Source organism: Alteromonas sp. KUL42 (assembly GCF_006538325.1).
Classification (GTDB): Bacteria; Pseudomonadota; Gammaproteobacteria; order Enterobacterales; family Alteromonadaceae; genus Alteromonas.
Genome location: NZ_BJKK01000008.1, coordinates 1 through 22038 on the forward strand (window position 1 = coordinate 1; position 22038 = coordinate 22038).

Annotated in this window: 22 protein-coding genes and 5 tRNA genes; 13 read left to right on the forward strand and 14 right to left on the reverse strand. The window is 43.0% G+C overall.

Translation table 11 applies throughout. From position 1 onward, the window contains the following. Window positions 1-32 precede the first annotated feature (32 nt). From EYR97_RS12065 to EYR97_RS12085, 5 genes are all read right to left on the reverse strand, one after another. Window positions 33-117 (reverse strand) — tRNA-Leu (locus EYR97_RS12065). A 34-nt stretch (window positions 118-151) separates the two neighbouring features. Further along, a tRNA-Gln gene (locus tag EYR97_RS12070) sits at window positions 152-227 on the reverse strand. Between the two features lie 4 nt (window positions 228-231). Next, window positions 232-316 (reverse strand) — tRNA-Leu (locus tag EYR97_RS12075). 35 nt (window positions 317-351) lie between these two features. Further along, window positions 352-428: transfer RNA gene (locus EYR97_RS12080), tRNA-Met, on the reverse strand. A gap of 172 nt (window positions 429-600) precedes the next feature. After that, complete coding sequence (locus tag EYR97_RS12085; RefSeq protein ID WP_131094062.1) at window positions 601-1518, reverse strand: peptidylprolyl isomerase; 918 nt, start codon at window positions 1516-1518, stop codon at window positions 601-603. A 236-nt stretch (window positions 1519-1754) separates the two neighbouring features. On the opposite strand from EYR97_RS12085, the gene EYR97_RS12090 reads away from it, so the two are divergent. Continuing rightward, the gene (locus EYR97_RS12090) at window positions 1755-2489 is read left to right on the forward strand and encodes a choice-of-anchor E domain-containing protein (protein WP_131094063.1); all 735 of its coding nucleotides are present in this window, start codon (window positions 1755-1757) and stop codon (window positions 2487-2489) included. A 319-nt stretch (window positions 2490-2808) separates the two neighbouring features. Here the strand turns inward: EYR97_RS12090 and ychF are convergent, their stop codons facing one another. The 8 genes from ychF to lolB form a co-directional block, all read right to left on the reverse strand. Then, window positions 2809-3900 carry a redox-regulated ATPase YchF gene (gene ychF / locus EYR97_RS12095; protein ID WP_131094064.1) on the reverse strand — a complete coding sequence of 364 codons (1092 nt, stop codon included), beginning with the start codon at window positions 3898-3900 and terminating at the stop codon, window positions 2809-2811. A 40-nt stretch (window positions 3901-3940) separates the two neighbouring features. Then, window positions 3941-4522, reverse strand: a complete 582-nt coding sequence (pth, locus tag EYR97_RS12100; protein WP_131094065.1) for an aminoacyl-tRNA hydrolase — start codon at window positions 4520-4522, stop codon at window positions 3941-3943. A 5-nt stretch (window positions 4523-4527) separates the two neighbouring features. Then, entirely contained in the window at window positions 4528-5154 is a 627-nt protein-coding gene (locus EYR97_RS12105) for a 50S ribosomal protein L25/general stress protein Ctc (RefSeq protein WP_131094066.1), read from the reverse strand. Between the two features lie 241 nt (window positions 5155-5395). Continuing rightward, window positions 5396-5845 (reverse strand): ribose-phosphate pyrophosphokinase, encoded by a 450-nt coding sequence (locus EYR97_RS12110; protein ID WP_131094067.1) that lies wholly within the window; start codon window positions 5843-5845, stop codon window positions 5396-5398. 267 nt (window positions 5846-6112) lie between these two features. Beyond that, window positions 6113-7060, reverse strand: a complete 948-nt coding sequence (locus EYR97_RS12115) for a ribose-phosphate pyrophosphokinase (RefSeq protein WP_131094068.1) — start codon at window positions 7058-7060, stop codon at window positions 6113-6115. Window positions 7061-7093: 33 nt separating this feature from the next. Then, a tRNA-Gln gene (locus EYR97_RS12120) sits at window positions 7094-7169 on the reverse strand. A gap of 33 nt (window positions 7170-7202) precedes the next feature. After that, the gene (gene ispE, locus EYR97_RS12125) at window positions 7203-8060 is read right to left on the reverse strand and encodes a 4-(cytidine 5'-diphospho)-2-C-methyl-D-erythritol kinase (RefSeq protein WP_404840966.1); all 858 of its coding nucleotides are present in this window, start codon (window positions 8058-8060) and stop codon (window positions 7203-7205) included. After that, window positions 8057-8686, reverse strand: coding sequence for a lipoprotein insertase outer membrane protein LolB (lolB, locus tag EYR97_RS12130; RefSeq protein ID WP_131094070.1), 630 nt, complete (start codon window positions 8684-8686; stop codon window positions 8057-8059). The genes ispE and lolB overlap by 4 nt, the downstream gene beginning before the upstream one ends. A gap of 131 nt (window positions 8687-8817) precedes the next feature. Between lolB and hemA the strand changes: the two genes are divergently transcribed. The 6 genes from hemA to kdsA all read left to right on the forward strand — a co-directional run bounded on the left by hemA (window position 8818) and on the right by kdsA (window position 15205). Beyond that, on the forward strand, window positions 8818-10092 hold the full coding sequence (hemA, locus tag EYR97_RS12135; RefSeq protein WP_131094071.1) for a glutamyl-tRNA reductase: 1275 nt from the start codon (window positions 8818-8820) through the stop codon (window positions 10090-10092). 15 nt (window positions 10093-10107) lie between these two features. Next, complete coding sequence (gene prfA, locus EYR97_RS12140; protein WP_131094072.1) at window positions 10108-11193, forward strand: peptide chain release factor 1; 1086 nt, start codon at window positions 10108-10110, stop codon at window positions 11191-11193. Window positions 11194-11195: 2 nt separating this feature from the next. After that, window positions 11196-12050 carry a peptide chain release factor N(5)-glutamine methyltransferase gene (prmC, locus tag EYR97_RS12145; RefSeq protein WP_131094073.1) on the forward strand — a complete coding sequence of 285 codons (855 nt, stop codon included), beginning with the start codon at window positions 11196-11198 and terminating at the stop codon, window positions 12048-12050. A gap of 118 nt (window positions 12051-12168) precedes the next feature. Beyond that, on the forward strand, window positions 12169-13737 hold the full coding sequence (locus EYR97_RS12150) for a DUF3369 domain-containing protein (protein ID WP_131094074.1): 1569 nt from the start codon (window positions 12169-12171) through the stop codon (window positions 13735-13737). A gap of 209 nt (window positions 13738-13946) precedes the next feature. Next, window positions 13947-14318, forward strand: a complete 372-nt coding sequence (locus tag EYR97_RS12155) for a SirB2 family protein (RefSeq protein ID WP_131094075.1) — start codon at window positions 13947-13949, stop codon at window positions 14316-14318. Window positions 14319-14350: 32 nt separating this feature from the next. Beyond that, a complete protein-coding gene (gene kdsA / locus EYR97_RS12160) occupies window positions 14351-15205 on the forward strand; it encodes a 3-deoxy-8-phosphooctulonate synthase (RefSeq protein WP_131094076.1) in 855 nt (284 codons plus the stop codon). A gap of 73 nt (window positions 15206-15278) precedes the next feature. On the opposite strand, the gene EYR97_RS12165 is transcribed toward kdsA, so the two are convergent. After that, window positions 15279-15557 carry a hypothetical protein gene (locus EYR97_RS12165; RefSeq protein WP_131094077.1) on the reverse strand — a complete coding sequence of 93 codons (279 nt, stop codon included), beginning with the start codon at window positions 15555-15557 and terminating at the stop codon, window positions 15279-15281. A gap of 216 nt (window positions 15558-15773) precedes the next feature. Between EYR97_RS12165 and EYR97_RS12170 the strand changes: the two genes are divergently transcribed. From EYR97_RS12170 to EYR97_RS12195, 6 genes are all read left to right on the forward strand, one after another. Then, on the forward strand, window positions 15774-16673 hold the full coding sequence (locus EYR97_RS12170) for a transcriptional regulator GcvA (protein ID WP_131094222.1): 900 nt from the start codon (window positions 15774-15776) through the stop codon (window positions 16671-16673). Next, on the forward strand, window positions 16666-17301 hold the full coding sequence (locus EYR97_RS12175) for an alpha/beta family hydrolase (protein ID WP_131094078.1): 636 nt from the start codon (window positions 16666-16668) through the stop codon (window positions 17299-17301). The genes EYR97_RS12170 and EYR97_RS12175 overlap by 8 nt, the downstream gene beginning before the upstream one ends. 49 nt (window positions 17302-17350) lie before the next feature. After that, the gene (locus tag EYR97_RS12180; RefSeq protein ID WP_131094079.1) at window positions 17351-17791 is read left to right on the forward strand and encodes a DUF423 domain-containing protein; all 441 of its coding nucleotides are present in this window, start codon (window positions 17351-17353) and stop codon (window positions 17789-17791) included. Continuing rightward, window positions 17778-18875 carry a 23S rRNA (cytidine(2498)-2'-O)-methyltransferase RlmM gene (rlmM, locus tag EYR97_RS12185; RefSeq protein WP_131094223.1) on the forward strand — a complete coding sequence of 366 codons (1098 nt, stop codon included), beginning with the start codon at window positions 17778-17780 and terminating at the stop codon, window positions 18873-18875. The genes EYR97_RS12180 and rlmM overlap by 14 nt, the downstream gene beginning before the upstream one ends. A gap of 183 nt (window positions 18876-19058) precedes the next feature. Next, window positions 19059-21146: an elongation factor G gene (gene fusA / locus EYR97_RS12190; protein ID WP_131094080.1), complete on the forward strand. Its 2088-nt coding sequence runs from the start codon at window positions 19059-19061 to the stop codon at window positions 21144-21146. A gap of 179 nt (window positions 21147-21325) precedes the next feature. Then, on the forward strand, window positions 21326-21994 hold the full coding sequence (locus EYR97_RS12195) for a hypothetical protein (protein ID WP_131094081.1): 669 nt from the start codon (window positions 21326-21328) through the stop codon (window positions 21992-21994). Window positions 21995-22038: the final 44 nt, after the last annotated feature.

Genomic DNA, 22038 nt, shown 5'->3' on the forward strand with positions numbered 1-22038 from the left:
CCGCTGCCTTACCAACTTGGCTATACCCCAATTGGTGCGGAAGGAGAGACTTGAACTCTCACGCCGTGAAGCACTGGAACCTAAATCCAGCGTGTCTACCAATTCCACCACTTCCGCGTAGACGCTAGCTGTAATTATCATTCTAGAAGAATGGCTGGGGTAACAGGACTCGAACCTATGAATGGCGGGATCAAAACCCGCTGCCTTACCAACTTGGCTATACCCCAGTCGTGGTGCGGAAGGAGAGACTTGAACTCTCACGCCGTGAAGCACTGGAACCTAAATCCAGCGTGTCTACCAATTCCACCACTCCCGCGCAGCTAGACTTTCCTAAAAGAGAATTATGAGAATTGGTGGCTACGGCGAGATTCGAACTTGCGACCCCATCATTATGAGTGATGTGCTCTAACCAACTGAGCTACGTAGCCTCTTTTATTCTCTCCCCTCTCAGGAAGTGGCGCGTATTATGCGTATATGACTGGCAACCGTCAACCCCTTTTTTACTAACTTTTTCCAAATGCTCATTAAGTGTTCGGTTTAGCATGAATAACACACAAAACGTGGCGAAATTGAACAACTTGGCCTTTATTTCTTGCTAAATTATTGTGGTTTTTGGGTTGCCTTAGTTTGGTAATAGCACACATCTATAGGGCGTGGTCCATAGCTATTATCATGAAAAAATGGGTTATCTAGGTTTTTGCCGGTATTTATACGTTTTTGATATTCTTCGTGAGCAGGTAATTGAACATAGTAAGGCGCGACCGCGTCAGAGTGAATAAAGGCTTGTTTGATGATACTTTCGCTTTGTAATTCCTCAATAACACCGCCAACCGCTTTGTCTCCTCTGGGGAGCTTTTGTAAAACCTCCATACCTTCTACTACTCGACCAACAACCGACATATTTCTATCTAAATGACGAGGTGCTTGACCGATTACTATATAAAACTCGGTACTTGCAGTATCCTTTTCGCTATTTCGCGCAAAAGCCACCGTGCCAGGACAGTGTAGGCCCCACATTTCGTTTCTTTCTTTATCTATACCAATAGGGAAGCCATCTAAGAACCCTGTATAAGGCGCAAACATATCATCGCTTTCTATAATAGTGGCATTACTTGAAAGAGGTTGAGTAAACTCGGCTTCAATATTTGACAATATTGCCTTATCGAATTTAGAAGAATCATGATTGTTGTTACTTCCCGCTTGAGCCACGAAGCCATCAACCACACGATAAAAATACTGCTCATTATAAAAGCCTTCATTTATTAGCCTCTTAAACCTAGCCACATGTTTAGGCGCTAATGTGGGGTGAAGGGCAATAACAACATCGCCGTAGGTTGTTTTGAATGTGATGGTTTGAGAGTTATTAACGTGAAACCACGGAGAAATACTTTTATACACTAACTCATTTGGACTATTGATGTGGTTTTCGTTAGAAGAGGCTGAATTAGTGATGAGAATGATGAATAAGATTGATAGCATTGCTTTGAGTTTGTAATTTCGTTGACGATTAATGATCATTTTTTATTGGCCTTAATTAATTTAAAAGCTCGATAGTACGAATAGTTAAGTTGATAGATAATGTCTTTAGTCGGTTATTATCTAATAATATAAGTCTCGTCAGTTTTTTTTACACAGACAACTTTTTATATTGAGGGAGACAATGTAACTTTAAGTATTTTCTGTGTTTTTCATGTTTGGCATTATAAATGCTTAACAACCAAAGATACTGGCATCCATACTAACGGACATAAAAAATGGTTAAAAAATTTCTCACAGCAGCGTTGTTAACAGTATGTACAGCAACAGCAAACGCAGGTGTCATTTCTCAAAAGTTTTGGTTTGGAGATGATACGAGTACAGCTACTCAAGAGCTAGTAGTTTCTAGTGTAGACGGAACAAATATTGGTGCGCTAGAACTAAACTGGGGACCTTTGTCGTTTTTCTTTGAGCTGTTTGATGACCTAGGCGGCACTCGAGTTCTTAATTCGGTTGAGCTTAAACTAACGGGAACATCCACCGGTAGTATTTCTGGTACAAATGTCGGTACTAATGCAGCAGATATTTCTTTGAACCTTGGAGCTAATTTGACAGTTAGAGGTTTCGGTGGAAGCATTGATCTGGTCACAGTCTTCCCTGAGTATTCACAAACCTTTTTGAACGTTGCAAATGGAGCGACTGTCTCGTCAGGTAATGTTACTCCCAATGCTTCGAATACGGAAACGTACACCAGCACGGGTGGTGCACATCCGTTAAGCGCATTAATTTTTAACTCTTTCATTGGAACTGGAAATGGTTCAATTGAAATTGATGCGGCCGGTGTTGCTAATGCTGGTGCAGGTGGTAGTGGTTCAATCGTCTACGAAAACTCCGCCGATGGCATTTTAGAAATTGTTTACAAGTACACTGACGTTAATGCAGTGTCGGAACCTGGTTATCTTGCGATGTTGGGATTCTTGCTAATGACAGTAGCTCGAGTGCGTAGATCGTAAGGCCACTCGTAGTACACTCAAAAACCTCCAAATGTTGAACGTTGGAGGTTTTTTTTTGCGTCCTTCTCACTTACATATCCTACTTTAATGTCTATGGAAGTTAGTCGCTTTATAGAATGTGTTTCATGTTTTTATAGATTCAATCTTAACCTGTGAATACGTCCTATTTATCTTCATATATTTAAAACTCTTAGTAAGAGTAGAAAGTAATCAAAGCATATTCAGGAATTAAAGTGGGGATTGCAGAACGAGTTCCACGAGGTGATAGGAAGTGGCTTGTTACATAAAAGAGGCCTGAACTGAGTCAGGCCCTTTCAACTTAAACATTAAATCTAAAGTGAATAACGTCACCGTCTTTAACGATGTAGTCCTTACCTTCTAAGCGCCACTTACCGGCGTCTTTTGCACCTTGTTCTCCGTTAAATTCAACGAAGTGGTCGTAACCAACGATTTCAGCGCGAATAAAGCCTTTTTCGAAATCTGTGTGGATTTTACCGGCAGCTTGCGGTGCAGTTGAGCCTTCAGGGAAAGTCCATGCGCGAACTTCTTTTACACCCGCAGTGAAGTAGGTTTGAAGCGTTAACAAGCTATAACCCGCACGAATAACACGGTTTAAGCCGGGCTCTTCTAACCCCATGTCTTGCATGAACTCTTCACGCTCGTCGTCTTCAAGTTCAGCAATATCGCTTTCAATTGCAGCGCAAACAGCCACAACCGTAGCATTTTCGCCTGCTGCAATTTCTTTCACTTGGTCTAAATACGGGTTGTTTTCAAAGCCATCTTCGTTAACATTTGCAATGTACATTGTTGGCTTAAGTGTCAACATATTCATGTAGCTAATGGCGGCTAACTCTTCTTTTGTAAGCTCAAGAGAGCGAAGAAGTAAACCTTCATCAAGGTGCGGTTTTATTTTCTCAAGTACTTTTAATTCGTACTTCGCATCCGCATCACCACCTTTAGCACGCTTTGCTACACGGTGAAGTGCTTTTTCGGTGGTTTCTAAGTCGGCTAGGGCTAGCTCTGTATTGATAACGTCAATATCATCTTTAGGGCTTACGCGGCCTGCAACGTGTACGATGTTCTCGTCGTCAAAACAGCGAACTACATGTCCAATAGCGTCGGTTTCACGAATATTAGCAAGGAATTTGTTTCCTAACCCTTCACCTTTAGATGCACCCTCAACCAAACCAGCAATATCCACGAATTCCATGGTGGTTGGAATAACGCGCTGAGGTTTAACAATTTCAGCAAGTTTGTCCAAACGAAGATCTGGTACAGGTACAACACCTGTATTCGGCTCGATAGTACAGAAAGGGAAGTTTGCCGCTTCAATACCTGCTTTTGTTAATGCATTGAAAAGTGTTGATTTACCTACATTGGGTAGGCCAACAATACCGCATTTAAAACCCATGATATGGATCCTTGTTTGGAAAAGTTAACTGGCTAGTAGATTACGCTTTGTGTGAGTGTAACCTGTTTTGCGCTTGTTTTAAGTCTTCTTTTAGTAGAATTTCAGTACAACGTACCGCTTCGTCAATAGCACTGTCGATGGCTATCTTATCTTCTGCTGAAGGCTTTCCTAGTACGTGTCCCGTTACACGGCTCTTATGACCGGGGTGACCTATACCAATGCGCAAGCGTAAAAAATCTTTGTTGTTACCCATTTTAGCCACTATGTCACGCACACCGTTTTGACTTGAGCTTCCGCCTATTTTGTATTTTGCAACACCTGGAGGTAAGTCAAGTTCGTCAAATGCGACGAGAATTTGTTCTGGTTCTATACGGTAGAAGTTGGCAAGCGCCGCAACTGCTTGACCACTTTTGTTCATAAACGTAGTGGGATAAAGCAAACGAATGTCTTTGCCTGCAATGGTGATACGTGCAGTTTTACCGAAGAATTTTGTTTCTGGTTTTAGCGGGGCGTTATAGGCGACGGCTAGTTGGTTTAGAAACCATTCACCGGCGTTGTGTCGGGTATTTTCATATTCGGGGCCTGGATTACCCAGACCCACGATAAGGCGAATATCAGCCAAGAGGATTATTCCTCAGTAGCTTCTTCTTCGCTGTCTTCAGCTGCTGCGCCTTTAGCAGGCTTAACAGTTACAACCGCTAGGTTGTGAGCTTCGTCGTTCTTAGCAAGTTCAACTGAAGCAACACCAGCTGGAAGAGTTAGATCAGACAAGTGTAGTGTTTGACCCATTTCAATCGCAGACATGTCTACTTCGATGAATTCAGGAAGATCTTTAGGCTGACAGGTAACTTCGATTTCAGTTACGTGGTGCTCAGCTACACCGCCCGCTTTAACAGCAGCAGATGTTTCTTCGTTAACAAAGTGAAGAGGCACGTTTGTGTGTACGTCTTGACCCGCAATTACACGTTGGAAATCAATGTGCATGATTTTTGGCTTGTACGGGTGGCGTTGCATGTCTTTTACAAGTACTTCAATTGCTTTACCGTCTACGTTTAGTGTAAGAACGTGAGAGTAAAATGCTTCAAAGTCAGCAGCTTGAATTACTTTGTTGTGTGCAAGAGTGATAGAAACTGGTGCTTCTTCACCACCGTAAATGATACCTGGAAGCTTATCTTCGCGACGTAGGCGGCGGCTCGCACCTTTCCCTAGGTCTGTACGAACAGATGCGTCTAGGTTAAAAATTGCTTCAGACATTGTCTGTCTCCAAAATATTAAGTCTAATTATTGTAGATTTTTGCGACCAAAACCTACTGTTAATCAGTGCTTTTATACGACATGAAACCTATAAAAACACTGCCCAGAATTTTAAGGGCGGCGAATACTACCATCTTATGTAGACCAATACAATTACGCTTTACCTAATAGATAGGGAATGACTTAAATTATTTGCACTGTTGTGTATAAACGTTTAGTTGTAAAAATACTAGACAAAAGTCTAAATATTATTGTCTTTCACATTCTCGCTGCTAATTACTTTTACGCTGGTTACTTGAAGGACGGTGCCAAATTGCGTTGTGGTCATGATATCTGGTTTTGTAATACCTGTAATTTCCACCAATAGACCATTTTTTCTGTACGTTTCGTCCAATCCGTGAGGGGTATAGTGTTTACCATTTTGGGTAATAAATGCGAAGAACCCACCTTCAAGGTCTTTATATACAATAGTACCTGTTAAGGTTACTTCCTGTTTTTCACTGTTTTCTTTTGCGTCTAATTGGGTCACTGGCTCGGCAACCAAGTTAGACGGTAAATTACTCGCCTGCGTAACCTCGCTTTCATTTTTCTCTGTCACTGTGCTTGTTCCTTTTTCTTCTTTGTCTGAACACGCCACTATCGATAACGATGCCGCTAGCGCCACAACTACATACCATGGTTTTGTTTTCATGTTTCATTCCTTAGGTTGAGAAATCACAATGTTTGAAATCTGTTTTTATTAAGTCATTGCTCAACGAGTATAACGTTAATTTACAATAAGAAAAGCGTATGCATGCTACGAAGTGGAGGCTTCTAAGAGGTTGGAAAACAGATCGGAATCCATAAACTCTACATGAGAAAAGTTATGCCAGCTATGCAGAAGACATCTCTTAAAAGTAAAAAAGAACAGACAACAAAAAAGCACCCGAAGGTGCTTTTTGCAAATTAGCGTTTGAAATTAATATTCAAACATCGCTGAAATAGATTCTTCGTTACTGATACGGCGAATTGTTTCAGCAAGCATCTCAGACAAGGTAAGTTGTTTTACTTTGCCCATTTGCTGCATATCTTTGCTAAGTGGGATTGAGTCAGTAACGATAATTTCGTCAATAACAGACTCTTTTAAGTTGCTAACTGCATTACCAGAGAATATGGCATGGGTTGCATATGCGTATACTTTGCGCGCACCGTGAGCTTTAAGTGCTTCAGCGGCTTTAGCCAGTGTGCCACCTGTATCAATCATGTCATCCACAATGATACAGTCGCGGTCTTTTACATCACCGATGATGTTCATAACCTGCGCCACGTTAGCTTTAGGACGACGCTTATCGATAATTGCAAGGTCGGTATCGTTAAGCAATTTTGCCGTTGCTCGAGCACGTACAACACCACCGATATCTGGCGATACCACTACTGGATCGACAAAGTCACGTCTAACCATATCCGCAAGAAGGATTGGTGTACCGAATGCGTTATCAACAGGAACATCAAAGAACCCTTGAATTTGCTCGGCGTGTAGGTCAATAGTGAGTACGCGATCAACACCTACGTTAGACAGAAAATCTGCCACAACTTTTGCAGTGATTGGCACCCTTGCTGAACGAACACGACGGTCTTGACGTGCATAACCAAAGTATGGAATAACAGCCGTAATACGACCCGCAGATGCGCGACGCAGGGCGTCGATCATCACGATAAGTTCCATAAGGTTATCGTTAGTAGGTGCACACGTAGATTGGATAATAAAAACGTCCGAGCCACGGACGTTTTCATGAATTTCTACGCTAATTTCACCGTCACTGAAACGGCCAACTTTGGCATTTCCAAGTTTGGTGTAGAGGCGATCGGCGACTTTCTGGGCAAGTTCTGGGACGGCATTACCTGCAAAGAGCTTCATATCTGGCACAAGTGGTTCCTCAGTGCGTTGATAAAAGAGGTTTGGCTGGGGTAGCAGGACTCGAACCTACGAATGGCGGGATCAAAACCCGCTGCCTTACCAACTTGGCTATACCCCAATTTTTAAGTTCGTGTCCGATTTGGCGTGCACACTATTTTTGTTGTTCTAATTTGTCTAATAGTGGTGAGCGATTCACACCTTTTGCGACAAAACTCTGCCAAGCTTCAGGCATTTTGGCCCTAACTTGTTCGGCTAAAGTGTAGTCAGAAAAAGTGGCAAATACACATGCACCTGTACCCGTCATTCGCGACGGTGCGTAGTTTACCAACCACTGTAATAATTTTGCAACTTCAGGATAGCGATTCTCGACTAATTGCTGACAATCATTGCGTGTTTTTTCAAATTTATAGTCTTCCCATGCTATCGCAGGGGTATTTCTGGGCAATTCTGGTGCAGTAAACACCTCTGCCGTACTCACGTGAACATTAGGGTTGGCTACTAAAAAATAGAGTTCCTTTTGGGGAGCGGGTGTGATTTCTTCGCCAACACCGCCAGCAAAAGCCGTTCTACCGCGTACAAAAATGGGTACATCAGCGCCCAATACCAGGCCAAGCTCGGCTAACTCATCTTCATTTAAACCCGTCTTCCACAAATGATTAAGTGCAACCAGTGTGGTTGCCGCATTTGACGAACCGCCACCTATACCGCCACCCATGGGCAAGCACTTGTCTAGGGTAATACTAACCCCTTTTTTGCACTGTGTGTGTTTGGCTAATAATCGGGCAGCTTTGATAATAAGATTATCGTCATCGTCAACGCCCGCTAATGGGGTTGCCATACAAATGGCGCTATCCTCTGTAATATCAAAAGCGAGTTTGTCACCGTAGTCGAGCATTTGAAAAAGACTTTGAAGTTGATGATAGCCATTTTCATAACGACCTAAAATGTGCAGGAATAGGTTCAATTTGGCTGGAGAAGGCCACCAGTCATGGGAAGTTTGCGTGTTCAATTGAGAGTCCATTGATAAATTTTAATCTTAAGCTGAGTATTGGGTAAACCTGATGCAGCGCTCTGTGTAAGGGTAATGCTGTGAGGTAACCAGACTTCTTTATCTTTGGCGGTATTAACACGGCCATAGTTACCGTAATTCACCTGCCAATTTTGACATGTAGTGCAACCAGACTTTAACGTATCAACTAATCCCTTTTCCGTTAACGTGTAAGTATCGTTTTTCAATGGAAGCCCTTTTACCCACGACAATAAAGGCTCAACGGGAATAACCATACCCGTAATTTGGTAAATCAGCGGTTCTGGCAAAGCGTCAACATAGGTTTCACCATCAGCTTCTAATACCGATTTGTTCTGATCAACAGTTAGGTTAACCATGGTTACGCCTAAAAAGTTGGTTAATCTAAAATCAAAATCACCGGAATCGTTTTTCCAAACTAAATTAAGACTCGCTGCTTCCTTACCTTGGCGAAACGCTATTTTTCCGCGCATTTGCCACTGTTGTACTTGCGCAATATTGTGTAGCTGTGCTGTAAGGTTAACCGCGTGTTCTGGGCCTTTGGGCGCAGTTACGCAAGCACTTAGTAAAACGCCAACCGTACAAAAGAAAAGAAAATTGCGGATCATCTAAAGTGCTCACTTGAGTAAAAATACAACTAAAATAGTAATAACAATATGGGAACACAGTTTCACCAACACTTTCAATCATTTTGGCTTTTTCGTACAATGCCGCTCCGACGTTGCCAGCACAGATGTTAATGACTTTACTCGCCCTCGGTATTAACCACAAAACAGCCCCAGTCGCACTACGTGAAAAAGTGGCCTTTACACCAGATTCTTTGGTGGAAGCCCTTGCGAGCTTAAAAAAGCTCGATGGCGTTGACGAGTCGGTCATTGTGTCGACTTGTAATCGCACAGAACTATACGTAAATACGCAAGATGACAGTGGTCAAAAGCTGTTGCAGTGGCTAAGTGAATTTCATCACCTCAATGTGGAAGATATTGCGAATAACAGCTATGTATTATCGCAAGATGATGCGGTAAAGCACATAATGCGTGTGGCGAGTGGTTTAGATTCGTTAATATTGGGTGAGCCACAAATACTTGGGCAGGTAAAACAAGCCTACGGTGATGCAAAGCACTCGGGTATGATCAGCAGTGAATTTGATAAACTGTTTCAACATACCTTTTCTGTTGCAAAACGAGTGCGAAGTGAAACAGACATAGGCGCAAATGCCGTAAGTGTAGCTTATGCGGCTGTGCAGTTGGCAAAACACATATTTGCTGAGCTGCCTAAACGATCTGTTTTGTTGGTCGGTGCAGGTGAGACCATAGAACTTGTGGCGCAACATTTAAAAGAACAGGGTGTAAGTTGTTTAGCGGTTGCTAATCGCACTGTAGCTCGCGCTGAAGCGCTGGCTGAAACACTCGGTGCCAGTGTGTATACGCTCTCTCAAGTGCCTGAGCATCTTAAAGATTTTGATATAGTGATCAGTTCCACAGCCAGTCAGCTACCCTTAATTGGTAAAGGCATGGTGGAAAAAGCGCTTAAGCAGCGCAAGAACATGCCGATGTTTCTGGTGGACTTAGCAGTACCAAGAGACATTGAGTCTGAAGTAAACGAGCTGGGTGATGCCTATTTATACACGGTAGACGACCTACAGCACATCGTTCAAAAGAATTTAGAAAATAGAGAACAAGCTGCCCTTGAAGCAGAGAAGCTAATAGATAAGCAAGCTGGCGACTACATGAGTTGGAAGCAGTCGCAGCAATCTATTGATTTAGTAAGGCAGTATCGTCAAAAGGGCATGGCACAACGTGACGAACTGGTAGAAAAGGCCAAAGCACAACTGGCTGAGGGTAAAGAGGCTAGCGCGGTGTTAGAAGAGATGGCGTACAAGCTAACCAATGCGCTTTTACACCCTACCACGTTGGCGTTGCGCGAAGCAGCCATGCAAGATGATCAAGCATTAAGCCGTTGGATGGGTCAAGCATTAGCATTGTCTGATTATTCGTCAGATGAGAATAAATAAGGTAATAAGAAGCATATGAAAGAGTCGGTAGTTAGGAAGCTCGAACACTTAGTAGAGCGTTTCGAAGAAGTTCAGGCCCTGTTAGGCGACCCTGAGGTTATCGGCAATCAAGAGAAGTTTCGCAACTTGTCAAAAGAGTTCAGCCAGTTGGAAGATGTGGTTGCAGGGTTTAATGCCTATCAGCAGGCGCAGGAAAACTTGGCGTCTGCGATGGAAATGCTAAACGAAGACGACGCTGAAATGCGTGAAATGGCGCAAGAGGAAATGAAAGAGGCTAAGGCTGAAATCGAGCGTCTTGAGACTGAATTACAAGTTTTACTTCTGCCGAAAGATCCTAACGATGACAACAACTGCTTCTTAGAAATTCGCGCGGGTGCAGGTGGTGATGAAGCCGCTATCTTCGCCGGTGATCTTTTCCGTATGTACAGTCGCTATGCAGAAAGTCGTGGTTGGCGTGTAGAACTTGTTAACGCCAACGAAGGCGAGCATGGCGGGTATAAAGAAGTTATCGCTAATGTTAGCGGTGATGGCGTTTACGGCATATTGAAGTTTGAATCAGGTGGTCACCGCGTTCAACGTGTTCCAGAAACCGAATCACAAGGTCGAATTCATACATCAGCTTGTACAGTAGCGGTTTTACCCGAAATTCCAGAGTCTGAGGCCATTGAAATTAACCCTGCGGAGCTTCGCATTGATACCTTCCGTGCGTCGGGTGCCGGTGGTCAGCACGTTAACAAAACAGATTCTGCAATTCGTATTACCCACTTACCAACGGGCCTAGTGGTAGAATGTCAAGACGAGCGTTCACAGCATAAAAACCGTGCTAAGGCGATGTCAGTGCTTCAAGCACGCTTAAACCAAATTGAGGAAGAGAAGCGCGCTGCAGAAGAAGCATCTACTCGAAAAAGCTTGGTGGGCAGTGGCGATCGTTCAGAGCGTATTCGAACCTATAATTTCCCACAAGGTCGCGTAACAGACCACCGTATAAATCTTACTATCTATCGCCTTGATGAAGTGGTGGAAGGGGACTTAAAACAACTTATCGACCCTATTTTACAAGAACACCAAGCTGACTTGTTAGCCTCGCTGTCTGACGAATAAGTATGCGTATTGATGCGGCTCTCGCATGGGCTACACAACAACTCGAGGGCGGCCAGTCGCCCTCTGTTGATGCAAAGGTTATTTTGTCTCATTTGTTAAATCAGTCCCAAACTTATCTTTTTACGTGGCCAGAAAAACACATAGATGATGCTATTCTCGCGCAATTTGAAAGTGCCATTGCAAAAAGGCAAACCGGTGAACCGGTGGCTTACATTATTGGTAAACGCGACTTCTGGACCTTGTCCCTTGAAACCTCACTGCATACCTTAATTCCTCGCCCTGACACCGAAGTGTTGGTTGAAAAAGTATTAGATTGGGCTCTTGCTAAGCAGTCGCAAATTCCAGTAGCTGAAATGACAATTTGTGATTTAGGCACGGGAACTGGTGCTATTGCACTGGCGCTGGCATCAGAATTGCCAACCGCAAAGGTTATAGGTGTGGATTTTATTGAAGAAGCAGTGGCACTCGCAAAACGCAACGCAAAGCAAAATCATATTAAGAATGCGCAATTTCTTCGAAGTGATTGGTTCAGTGCAGTAGGGCAGCAGCAGTTTGATATCATTGTTTCAAACCCGCCTTATATTGAAGATACTAGTCCATATCTTGTTGAAGGAGATGTGCGATTTGAACCCAAATCGGCACTCACATCCGGTGCTGATGGGCTAGATGACATAAGACATATCACTAAACTAGCGCCTTTCCACTTGAAAAATGGAGGGCTCCTCGCTTTTGAGCACGGATTTGATCAAGGAGAACCCGTTCGTCAACTCCTTAGTAATGAAGGGTTTAGTAACGTTCTGACAGTTCGCGACTACGGCGGAAACGACCGGGTTACCTTAGGTACATTAATAAGATAATTCTGCATACTTGCTTAAATTTTGTTTTGCATTAGTATCTTTGAAACGAACCAAAAAATAAAAAAGCGAAAAGCTTAACAGTTTTATAATACGGGTTATACATTACAGGACGTACCAGATGAACGATGATTTTCTGTTTGCTGAAGATGATGAAGAACAAGAGCTAGATGATCTGGGTAGCTGGAAAGTACTTATTGTTGACGACGAACCGGAAGTACACGCGGTTACCAAACTTGCATTAAATGATTTTAGCCTCAATGGGAAAACACTCGAGTTCGTGAGTGCATACAGTGGGGAAGAAGCAAAGAAATGCTTTAGAGAACACGATGATATAGCTGTCGTGTTGCTTGATGTTGTGATGGAAACCGACGATGCTGGTTTACAAGTAGCGGAATACATTCGCAACGAATTAGATAACCACTTCACGCGCATTATTTTAAGAACAGGGCAACCCGGTCAGGCGCCAGAAAAAGACGTTATCATTAACTACGACATTAATGATTATAAGTCGAAAACTGAACTCACCGCGCAAAAGCTTTTTACTGTTATTATTGCTGCACTTCGTTCTTATCGTGACATTATCGTCATTGAAGAAAATCGCCGAGGCCTAGAAAAAATTATTGATGCCTCTGTGGACCTTTTTTCTTCGCGTTCCCTTGAAAAGTTCATGCAAGGTATTATTCAGCAACTCGCCTCTATCTTGGGATGCTCTAAGGATGCCGCATATATCACGACGGCTGTTGCGACTACGTCGCGCACGTTAGAAAACTTTAACAGTGCCATGGGTAAAGATGAGCTTTATGTATTTGCAGGTAATGGAGAGTACGCCAGTAAGGAAGGTATTGCTCTGAAAGACGCTATCAGCGCACAGGAATATGCATTATGTGCACAAGCTATGCGCGACAAGAAAATCGTTTATGCTGAAGATCATGTTGTGGCCTATTGTAATAGCAAGTCGCACAAGGGGGCCTTGCTGTATTTGTCTGGTCTTCCCCGTAGAATTGGCGAAAGTGACAGGCACCTAGTGAAGCGTTTCTCCGACAGTGTGCAACTCGCGTTTGATAATGTGTTAAAAACCGTTGACGTTGAAGCGACACAACGAGAAATCATTGAGCGCTTAGGTAAAGTGCTTGAGCATGAGTCTGAATCGTCAAATCATATCAATCGCATGGTTGAAATGGCAGGGCTACTGGCAAGCAAAGCGGGGTTGAATGAAAAACAAATACACGCCTTGAAACTCGCACTGCCGTTACACGATATAGGGACATCCATTGTACCCAAATCTATATTGCATAAAACATCACCGCTCAGCGAAGATGAAATTTTCGAAATTCGCAAGCATGCGGAATTTGGCTATCAAATATTGAAAAACTCTACGCGACCCACTATTCAACTGGCCGCTACCTTAGCACGTGAGCATCATGAACGTTGGGATGGAAAAGGTTACCCCGATGGTTTGTCGAAAGAGAACATTAAAATAGAAAGTCGTATAGCCACCTTGGTTGACGTCTTCGATGCTTTGCTCAATGAAAGGCCATACAAACCTGCATGGCCGGTAGATAAAGTAGAAGAAGCGTTGCGTCAGGAGAGTGGGCAGCATTTTGACCCCTCATTGGTTAAATTGCTTCTTGATGATCTTCCAGCATTTATGGCGATTCAAACTCACTTTCCAGACGAACCAAAATAAAGTGATTAAAGCGCGATTAAAAGAAACGAGACATAACATTCCAAACCAATCATAATATTAAGTGCTTAAGAGCCTGTTATTTGTGCCCACCAAACTACGTATATTTGCGATTGTCTGACTAAAAAAATGACTCATGCACAATGTATAAACAAAGGTGAGCAAGCTCTAGGGCACCTGAGTTTTTTTGAATTACTAACAGGACTTATTTTATGTATATGATGGCTAAGCACCTACACTTAACGGCTGTAGCACTCAGTATTCTCTTTTTTGTGTTTAGGTTTATTTGGTCACAATTTGATGCCCAGGCATTGTCAAAAAAATGGGTGAAAATACTGCCACATGTTATCGATACCATTCTATTGGCAAGTGCAATTTGGTTGTGTGTTATTCTGTCTCAATACCCGTTTGCAAATGCATGGCTAACTTTTAAGTTAATTGGTGTTGTGCTGTATATCGTATTAGGTTTGTTTGCGCTCAAAAGGGCAAAAAGCACTGTTGGCCGTTGGGCTTTTTTTGTTGCGGCGCTGGCTGTATTAATGGCAACGGCAATGGTTGCAGTAACTAAACAACCGCTTTTTTAAGTACTTTTTTAAAGATATAACTGGATAAAAAAATGTCTGAATCTCAGCAGATTATTCGCGTTGGCGATGTCGAAGTCGCTAACCATTTACCGTTCGTTCTATTTGGTGGGATGAATGTTTTAGAGTCTAGAGACTTGGCAATGCGTATTGCCGAGCATTATGTTGAAGTTACGCAAAAGCTCAACATACCTTATGTATTTAAAGCGTCTTTTGATAAAGCTAATCGCTCTTCTGTTACGTCTTATCGAGGCCCAGGCATGGAAGAAGGGCTACGCATTTTCGAAGAAATAAAATCAACTTTCAATGTGCCACTTATTACTGACGTTCACGAGCCACATCAAGCGGCACCTGTTGCAGAAGTGGTTGATGTTATTCAGCTTCCAGCCTTTCTCGCACGTCAAACCGATCTCGTTGTTGCAATGGCAAAAACGGGCAATGTGATCAATGTGAAGAAGCCACAGTTTTTAGCACCTCACGAAATGCGCCATATTATGGGTAAATTAAGTGAAGCAGGTAATGACAATGTGATCCTATGTGAGCGCGGCAGTTGTTTTGGCTACAACAATCTTGTTGTTGATATGCTTGGTATGGATGCAATGAAAGAATATGCGCCAGTAATCTTTGATGCAACCCATGCGTTACAGATGCCTGGTGGTCGCGCAACATCTGCTGATGGGCGAAGAGCACAAGCAGCACAATTAGCACGAAGTGGCATGGCATTGGGGTTAGCTGGATTGTTTATTGAAGCTCACCCTAATCCAGATGAAGCAAAGTGCGATGGGCCTTGTGCGTTGCCTTTAGCGAAGCTAGAGCCGTACTTGCAACAAATGAAAGCATTGGATGAATTAGTGAAAGGTTTTGAGCCTCTAGATACGAGCAATACGTAATACTGCTTATATTGACTACTTGATGGCGTATGCCGGTGCTTGCACCGGCATGCGTATCAGGTGTGAGAGGGGTTTATTCGCCTTGTGTGACGACAGTACTCTCTTCACGTTCGGTCATAGCTAACAAGTTCTTGTGTAATTGAACTTGAGTTGCTTCTGCCAATATAGCTTTTGATTGCTTCTTAACAATGATATGCGCATCGTTCTCAGGTAGCACATCGGCCATCTTTACACTCGTCATTGCGGTATTAATAAGAGATTGTAGATTGATCTTTTCTGGTTGTGCGTTAGCATTTGCCGCGGCACTGGCGAATGCCATTACAGAAACACTAGCTAAAAGTAATTTTTTCATTTTCACACCTAATAAAAATAATTAAAAATATGTTTTGAAATGTTAAATCTATTAACAATGATGTATTGTAAAATACTGAATTTAAAATCGCTTTTTAAAATTCGGGTAAATAGTAAACAGGATTAGGTTGAAAATAAAACGAGTTAAAGTATGGGATGTCATTAGAAAAACTAATGCTTTTGTCATGCTTCGGTCACACTGGAATAAAAAGTAATGATGCACCGACGTTTACCCCCGCTGAATGCCCTTAAGGCCTTTGAGGCGGCTGCCCGTCATCTAAGTTTTACGAAAGCGGCAGATGAGCTTTTTGTAACTCAAGCTGCGGTGAGCCATCAAATCAAAGCATTAGAAGAGTTTCTTTCAATGAAATTGTTTCTAAGGCGAAATCGCACACTATTACTTACTGAGGAAGGCCAAGCTTACTTTCTCGAGTTAAAAGACATCTTTAAGAACCTTCAAGAGGCAACGGAAAGGTTATTGGCCAAAGGCAGTAAAGGCGCAATAACCGTTGCCATGCCACCTAGTTTCGCCAGCCAATGGTTGGTGCCCCGTATTCATAAGTTTAGTTTGGCACATCCTGATATTGACGTGCGTATTAAAGCGGTGGACTACGATGAAGGCTTTCTAGAAGACGATGTCGATGTTGCCATTTATTACGGAAAAGGGCGCTGGGTTGGTTTGCAGGCCGACCAATTGCACAGAGAGTTTCTCACCCCATTATGTTCTCCTTTGCTTTTCCAAGGGCCAAAGCCGTTATCTGATTTGTCAGACTTACGACATCACGTATTACTTCACGACATGAGTCGAACCGCTTGGAAAAACTGGCTCAAGCATGTTGGCGTGCCGGGTATTAATGTGAATCAAGGGCCTGTTTTTAGTCATTCAATGCTGGTGTTACAAGCCGCTGCTTTAGGGCAGGGTATTGCTTTGGGCAATACAGTACTTGCTCGCCCTGAAATTGAAGCCGGTCGATTAGTTATGCCTTTCGAAGAGCGTGTGGAAAGTAGAGACGCGTTTTACTTGGTGTGTGAGGAGTCTCAAGCTGAATTAGGTAAGATAGCCGCATTTAGAGACTGGATTTTATCTTTGGTTGAAGCTGAACAAGACGATGTTTGATATAGAAATAAATAAGGCAACTGACCCTCAGGCGTGCTTAGTTTTAGCCCATGGCGCAGGTGCAGGGAAAGAGGATGAGTTTATGCAAGACATTGCACAGAAGCTTTGCGCTCTTCAAATTAACGTGGTGTTGTTTAACTTTCCTTATATGCAAACCATTAAAGAAACGGGAAAGCGAAGACCTCCTGATAAAGCTGACAAACTTTTAGCGCACTTTGAAAGTGTTATCGACAAGGTTTTTGAGGAGGGAAATACCTTGCCTTTGTACATTGGTGGTAAATCAATGGGCGGAAGGATGGCAAGTATGCTGTTAGATAACCTTGAACTGGCCGAAGGCGCTATTGCATTAGGTTATCCTTTCCACCCTCCTGGAAAGCCTGAAAAAACACGCACAGCGCATTTAGAGTGTATGAAAAAGCCAATGCTGATTATTCAAGGTGAACGAGATACTTTTGGAACACAGCAAGAAATACTGCAATATTCGTTGGCAGACAGCATCGAATTAGCATTCTTAAGTGACGGCGATCACAGTTTTAAACCTCGTAAGGCCAGTGGTGAAACACAACAAGCGCATATCGAGTCTGCGGCGACAATAGTGGCAGATTTCATCAACCGCCAATTACCTTAATATCAAACATATTGTGTTGGCTTGCGATAAAAAATGAGCAAATCTTTGTATGACAAAAGTAGAAAATAGCGTACCTCCGATAAACCGGTGGTTTTTAGTTTGTGGCGCCCTCTTGGCTGGCTTTAGTGTTGTACTGGGTGCATTCGGCGCGCATGGGTTAAAGCAAGTGCTATCACCAAATAGCTTAATCACCTTTGAAATTGCGGTGCGCTATCAAATGTATCACGGTTTAGCGTTACTTCTTTTGCCTGTTTTGGCAGCTTATGTATCACGCAAATGGCTTAATCGAGTCGCTCTGTGTTTTATCATTGGTTGTGTGCTGTTTAGTGGGAGCCTATATGCCCTTGCGGTAACAGGAATTAAATGGTTCGGCCCAATTACACCTATCGGTGGTATGTTCTTTATTGTTGGGTGGGGGTTACTTGTGGTTGGATTAATTAAAGCTCGCACATCAATAGGAGATAAGGGAGAAAATGATGTCAAATCATAGTGTACTCGCCTATTGCCGACCGGGTTATGAAAGCGACACGGCTAATGAACTGACTACGCGTTATGGTGAAGCCGGTTGCTTTGGTTATCCAGTGTCAAAGAAAAACCAAGGTTTCGTTCACTACCATTTGTACGATGCTACCCAGTTAGAAGCCTGTATTACTCAGTTTGCTGTTAACGATAGTATTTTTCCTCGACAGCTAATCGCTGTGTTTTCGACTATGGCAGACATCGAAAAAGAGGACAGAGTAGGGCAAATTCTAGACGCACTAAGTAGCGTAGAAAAACCTTTTTCCGTGTTTGGCGCCATTGATGTTGAATATCCTGATACTGAAGACGGTAAGACATTAGCAAAATTCTGCAGAAAGTTTACGGTTCCCTTAAGACAAGCGCTACGCAAAGCGAATTGGCTTACAGCAAAAGAAAATAAGGGAAAGCCTAAACTGCATATTTTCTTTGAATCATTTGAATGTTGTCATATTGGCTATACATTACCAAGCCATGCAAGCCATGATCATTTGGGCATTTGCCGATTAAAGTTCCCGAGTGATGCACCAAGCCGCTCTACGTTAAAGCTTGAAGATGCACTGGTGAATATGCTTGATGAAAAGCAGCAGGCCAAAGTACTAAGAAGTGGCGGGCGAGCGGTAGATTTGGGCGCATGCCCGGGTGGCTGGACGTATCAATTAGTTAAACGCGGTATGTATGTTGAAGCTATCGACAACGGGCTTGTTGCCGATAGTTTAATGAGTACAGGGCTGGTAGAGCATCACGCTGCAGATGGTTTTACTTACCGACCACAATTTGGTCGTGTAGATTTGCTCGTATGTGATATGATAGAGCAACCCGATAGGGTAGCTAAGTTAATGGGTGACTGGTTAATTAAACACTGGGCCACGCATGCCATTTTTAATTTGAAGCTACCTATGAAGCAGCGCTATGAAACTGTTGTAGAAGCCATGACGTTGCTTAATGACCGGTTGAATGCACTTGAAGATGCATTTGCGGTGAAGGTGAGACATCTCTACCACGACAGAGATGAAGTTACAGTAACAATTGTTCGCACTTCAACAGATGAGGTGTGATTTTGTTGTTGCTCAAAAAAATATCATAATCTTGTTAGTTTTTGATATTTAAAGAAAATTTTAGATGGTGGCGCGGATTTGAGCTAACGAATTTTAGGTTTATGCTAAAAAAGGTGTAAATCTGGTATAGAAATCCTTTATAATCTCGCCGTTTTTTTACTCTGAACCAATGAAAGTGAACTAATGTCAGACTTATCTTTATACAGAAACATTGGTATTTTCGCCCACGTAGACGCGGGTAAAACTACCACAACAGAACGTATCTTGAAGCTTACTGGTAAAATCCATAAAACTGGTGAGGTTCACGATGGTGAATCAACTACCGACTTCATGGAGCAGGAAGCAGAGCGTGGTATTACTATCCAGTCAGCAGCAACAACCTGTTTCTGGAAAGATCACCGCATGAACATCATTGATACTCCGGGACACGTTGACTTTACAGTTGAAGTATATCGTTCACTTAAAGTACTAGACGGCGGTATCGGTGTATTCTGTGGTTCTGGCGGTGTTGAACCTCAGTCAGAAACTAACTGGCGCTATGCTAACGAATCAGAAGTTGCACGTGTAATCTTCGTAAACAAACTAGACCGCATGGGTGCAGATTTCTACCGTGTTGTTGGCCAAGTTAAGAAAGTACTTGCTGCTAACCCACTAGTAATGACGCTTCCAATCGGTATCGAAGACGACTTCAAAGGTGTTGTTAACCTTCTAGACATGAAAGCGTACATCTGGGACGATTCAGGTCTTCCTGAGAACTACGAAGTTGTAGATATTCCAGCAGACATGGTTGATAAAGCGAACGAGTACCGTGAGCAACTAATCGAAACTGCTGTTGAGCAAGACGACGACCTAATGATGGCTTACATGGATGGCGAAGAGCCGTCTCTAGAAGACATTAAGCGTTGTATCCGTAAAGGTACTCGTGACCTAGCGTTCTTCCCAACTTACTGTGGTTCTGCATTTAAGAACAAAGGTATTCAGCTAGTTCTTGACGCAGTTGTAGACTTCCTACCTTCTCCAACAGAAGTTGATCCACAAGATCTAACTGACGAAGAAACTGGTGAGCCTACTGGCGAAGTAGCAACAGTATCTGTTGACGAGCCGTTCCGTGCGCTTGCGTTCAAAATCATGGACGACCGCTTCGGTGCCCTTACGTTTATCCGTATCTACTCTGGTAAACTAAACAAAGGCGACACTATTCTTAACAGCGCAACAGGTAAAACTGAGCGTATCGGCCGTATGGTTGAGATGCACGCTGACGAACGTACTGAACTTACTTCAGCACAAGCAGGTGACATCCTAGCTGTTGTAGGTATGAAGAACGTTCAAACTGGTCACACACTATGTGATCCGAAGAACCCTTGTACACTTGAGCCAATGATCTTCCCTGAGCCAGTAATCTCAATTGCTGTTAAGCCAAAAGACAAAGGCGCTAACGAAAAGATGTCTATCGCTATCGGTAAACTAGTAGCAGAAGATCCATCTTTCCAAGTTGAAACTGACGAAGATTCAGGCGAAACCATCCTTAAAGGTATGGGTGAGCTTCACCTAGACATCAAAGTTGATATCTTGAAGCGTACTTACGGCGTTGAGCTAGAAGTTGGTCAGCCTCAGGTTGCATACCGTGAAACTATCACGCAAGCGGTTGAAGACAGCTACACGCACAAGAAGCAGTCTGGTGGTTCTGGTCAATTCGGTAAGATTGATTACCGCATCCGTCCGGGCGAAACAAACTCTGGCTTCAAGTTCACATCTACTGTTGTGGGCGGTAATGTACCTAAAGAATTCTTCCCTGCAATCGAAAAAGGTTTCGCAGGCATGATGGAAGTAGGTCCTCTAGCGGGCTACCCAGTACTAGACGTTGAAGTTGAACTATTCGACGGTGGTTTCCACGCAGTTGACTCATCAGCAATCGCGTTCGAAATTGCAGCGAAAGGTGCATTCCGTCAGTCAATGCCAAAAGCGGGTCCTCAAATTCTTGAGCCTGTGATGAAAGTTGACGTATTCAGCCCAGAAGACAACGTTGGTGACGTAATCGGTGACCTTAACCGTCGTCGTGGTATGATCAAAGACCAAGAAGCTGGCGCTACTGGCGTTCGCATCAAGGCTGACGTACCTCTATCTGAGATGTTTGGTTACATCGGTCACCTACGTACTATCACATCTGGTCGTGGTCAGTTCTCTATGGAATTCAGCCACTACTCAGCATGTCCTCAGAACGTAGCTGACAAAGTAATTGAAGAAGCAAAAGCACGTAAAGCTGCTAAGTAATTAGCACTGTGTGTGGGTTGGAAATCCAGCCGCTTCTAACTGTTTTAAAGCCGGTCTTATGACCGGCTTTTTTTATCTCTAGTGGTTTATTTTTGGCAATATATACTGAGAGCAATTGCTAGGAATTAATTTTATGCTGTCGTGGTCGAAGTGGGATTGCCGCAACAAGGATAAGTAAAGTGACAACGCAAAAACTACAACTTCAAGCAGTGGCATCTTCAGCGATATGTGCTCTGTGCTTTATTCTTGGCGTAATCACGTTAAAATGGATAGCTCCAGATATCTATCAATTTCCCCATGGGCGTATACGGGTCATATTGGAATTTGGATGGTTACTGCACTTATGGCATTTTGCAGTTTTTCCATTGCTCGGATTGGCCGTTTTCTTTCTTAACCGCGCTTTTGTTAAACAGTCACCTACTACATTTCAAAAGCTCGCTATTTTGTGCACCGCTGTTAGCTTTTTAAATCTCTCGCACGATACCACCATGTTCATAATAGAAACGATGTCAAATGAAATGCTTATTAGGCGGCACTTTGACAGCGACTATATGCAGGCGCAGTTGACGATCGATATCTATGCCATAGTTAATAAATTAAGGGCAAGTACCGAATGGGGAATAGATTTGTGGCTTTTCTTGATTAATGTTTTGTTGTTACTGCAACGGCGTTTTCATTTTCTTTTGCAGCTGTGGGGAATTGCGGTTGGTGTATTAGGAATGATGGTACTTAACGAGGCCTACAACCATCTATCTATGGTATATCTGTTTGGTATGATCACTTGGTTCACGATAACCAGTGTTTGGCTAATACTCGAAAAACGACAGACAATGCCGAAAACGCAATAGTAAATTGTCGGCACAGTATTCCTACTTGCCGACATTAGGCTCTT

What these genes read in the sequence shown, in the direction of transcription:
- rlmM (WP_131094223.1), top strand. Translation starts at nt 17,778, where the DNA reads ATGTCAAATCATAGTGTACTCGCCTATTGCCGACCGGGTTATGAAAGC.
- EYR97_RS12105 (WP_131094066.1), bottom strand. Translation starts at nt 5,154, where the DNA reads ATGTCTGAAGCAATTTTTAACCTAGACGCATCTGTTCGTACAGACCTA.
- EYR97_RS12180 (WP_131094079.1), top strand. Translation starts at nt 17,351, where the DNA reads ATGACAAAAGTAGAAAATAGCGTACCTCCGATAAACCGGTGGTTTTTA.
- lolB (WP_131094070.1), bottom strand. Translation starts at nt 8,686, where the DNA reads ATGATCCGCAATTTTCTTTTCTTTTGTACGGTTGGCGTTTTACTAAGT.
- EYR97_RS12085 (WP_131094062.1), bottom strand. Translation starts at nt 1,518, where the DNA reads ATGATCATTAATCGTCAACGAAATTACAAACTCAAAGCAATGCTATCA.
- EYR97_RS12150 (WP_131094074.1), top strand. Translation starts at nt 12,169, where the DNA reads ATGAACGATGATTTTCTGTTTGCTGAAGATGATGAAGAACAAGAGCTA.
- fusA (WP_131094080.1), top strand. Translation starts at nt 19,059, where the DNA reads ATGTCAGACTTATCTTTATACAGAAACATTGGTATTTTCGCCCACGTA.
- EYR97_RS12110 (WP_131094067.1), bottom strand. Translation starts at nt 5,845, where the DNA reads ATGAAAACAAAACCATGGTATGTAGTTGTGGCGCTAGCGGCATCGTTA.
- EYR97_RS12170 (WP_131094222.1), top strand. Translation starts at nt 15,774, where the DNA reads ATGCACCGACGTTTACCCCCGCTGAATGCCCTTAAGGCCTTTGAGGCG.
- EYR97_RS12090 (WP_131094063.1), top strand. Translation starts at nt 1,755, where the DNA reads ATGGTTAAAAAATTTCTCACAGCAGCGTTGTTAACAGTATGTACAGCA.
- prmC (WP_131094073.1), top strand. Translation starts at nt 11,196, where the DNA reads ATGCGTATTGATGCGGCTCTCGCATGGGCTACACAACAACTCGAGGGC.
- EYR97_RS12155 (WP_131094075.1), top strand. Translation starts at nt 13,947, where the DNA reads ATGTATATGATGGCTAAGCACCTACACTTAACGGCTGTAGCACTCAGT.
- EYR97_RS12165 (WP_131094077.1), bottom strand. Translation starts at nt 15,557, where the DNA reads ATGAAAAAATTACTTTTAGCTAGTGTTTCTGTAATGGCATTCGCCAGT.
- ychF (WP_131094064.1), bottom strand. Translation starts at nt 3,900, where the DNA reads ATGGGTTTTAAATGCGGTATTGTTGGCCTACCCAATGTAGGTAAATCA.
- kdsA (WP_131094076.1), top strand. Translation starts at nt 14,351, where the DNA reads ATGTCTGAATCTCAGCAGATTATTCGCGTTGGCGATGTCGAAGTCGCT.
- prfA (WP_131094072.1), top strand. Translation starts at nt 10,108, where the DNA reads ATGAAAGAGTCGGTAGTTAGGAAGCTCGAACACTTAGTAGAGCGTTTC.
- EYR97_RS12175 (WP_131094078.1), top strand. Translation starts at nt 16,666, where the DNA reads ATGTTTGATATAGAAATAAATAAGGCAACTGACCCTCAGGCGTGCTTA.
- hemA (WP_131094071.1), top strand. Translation starts at nt 8,818, where the DNA reads ATGACTTTACTCGCCCTCGGTATTAACCACAAAACAGCCCCAGTCGCA.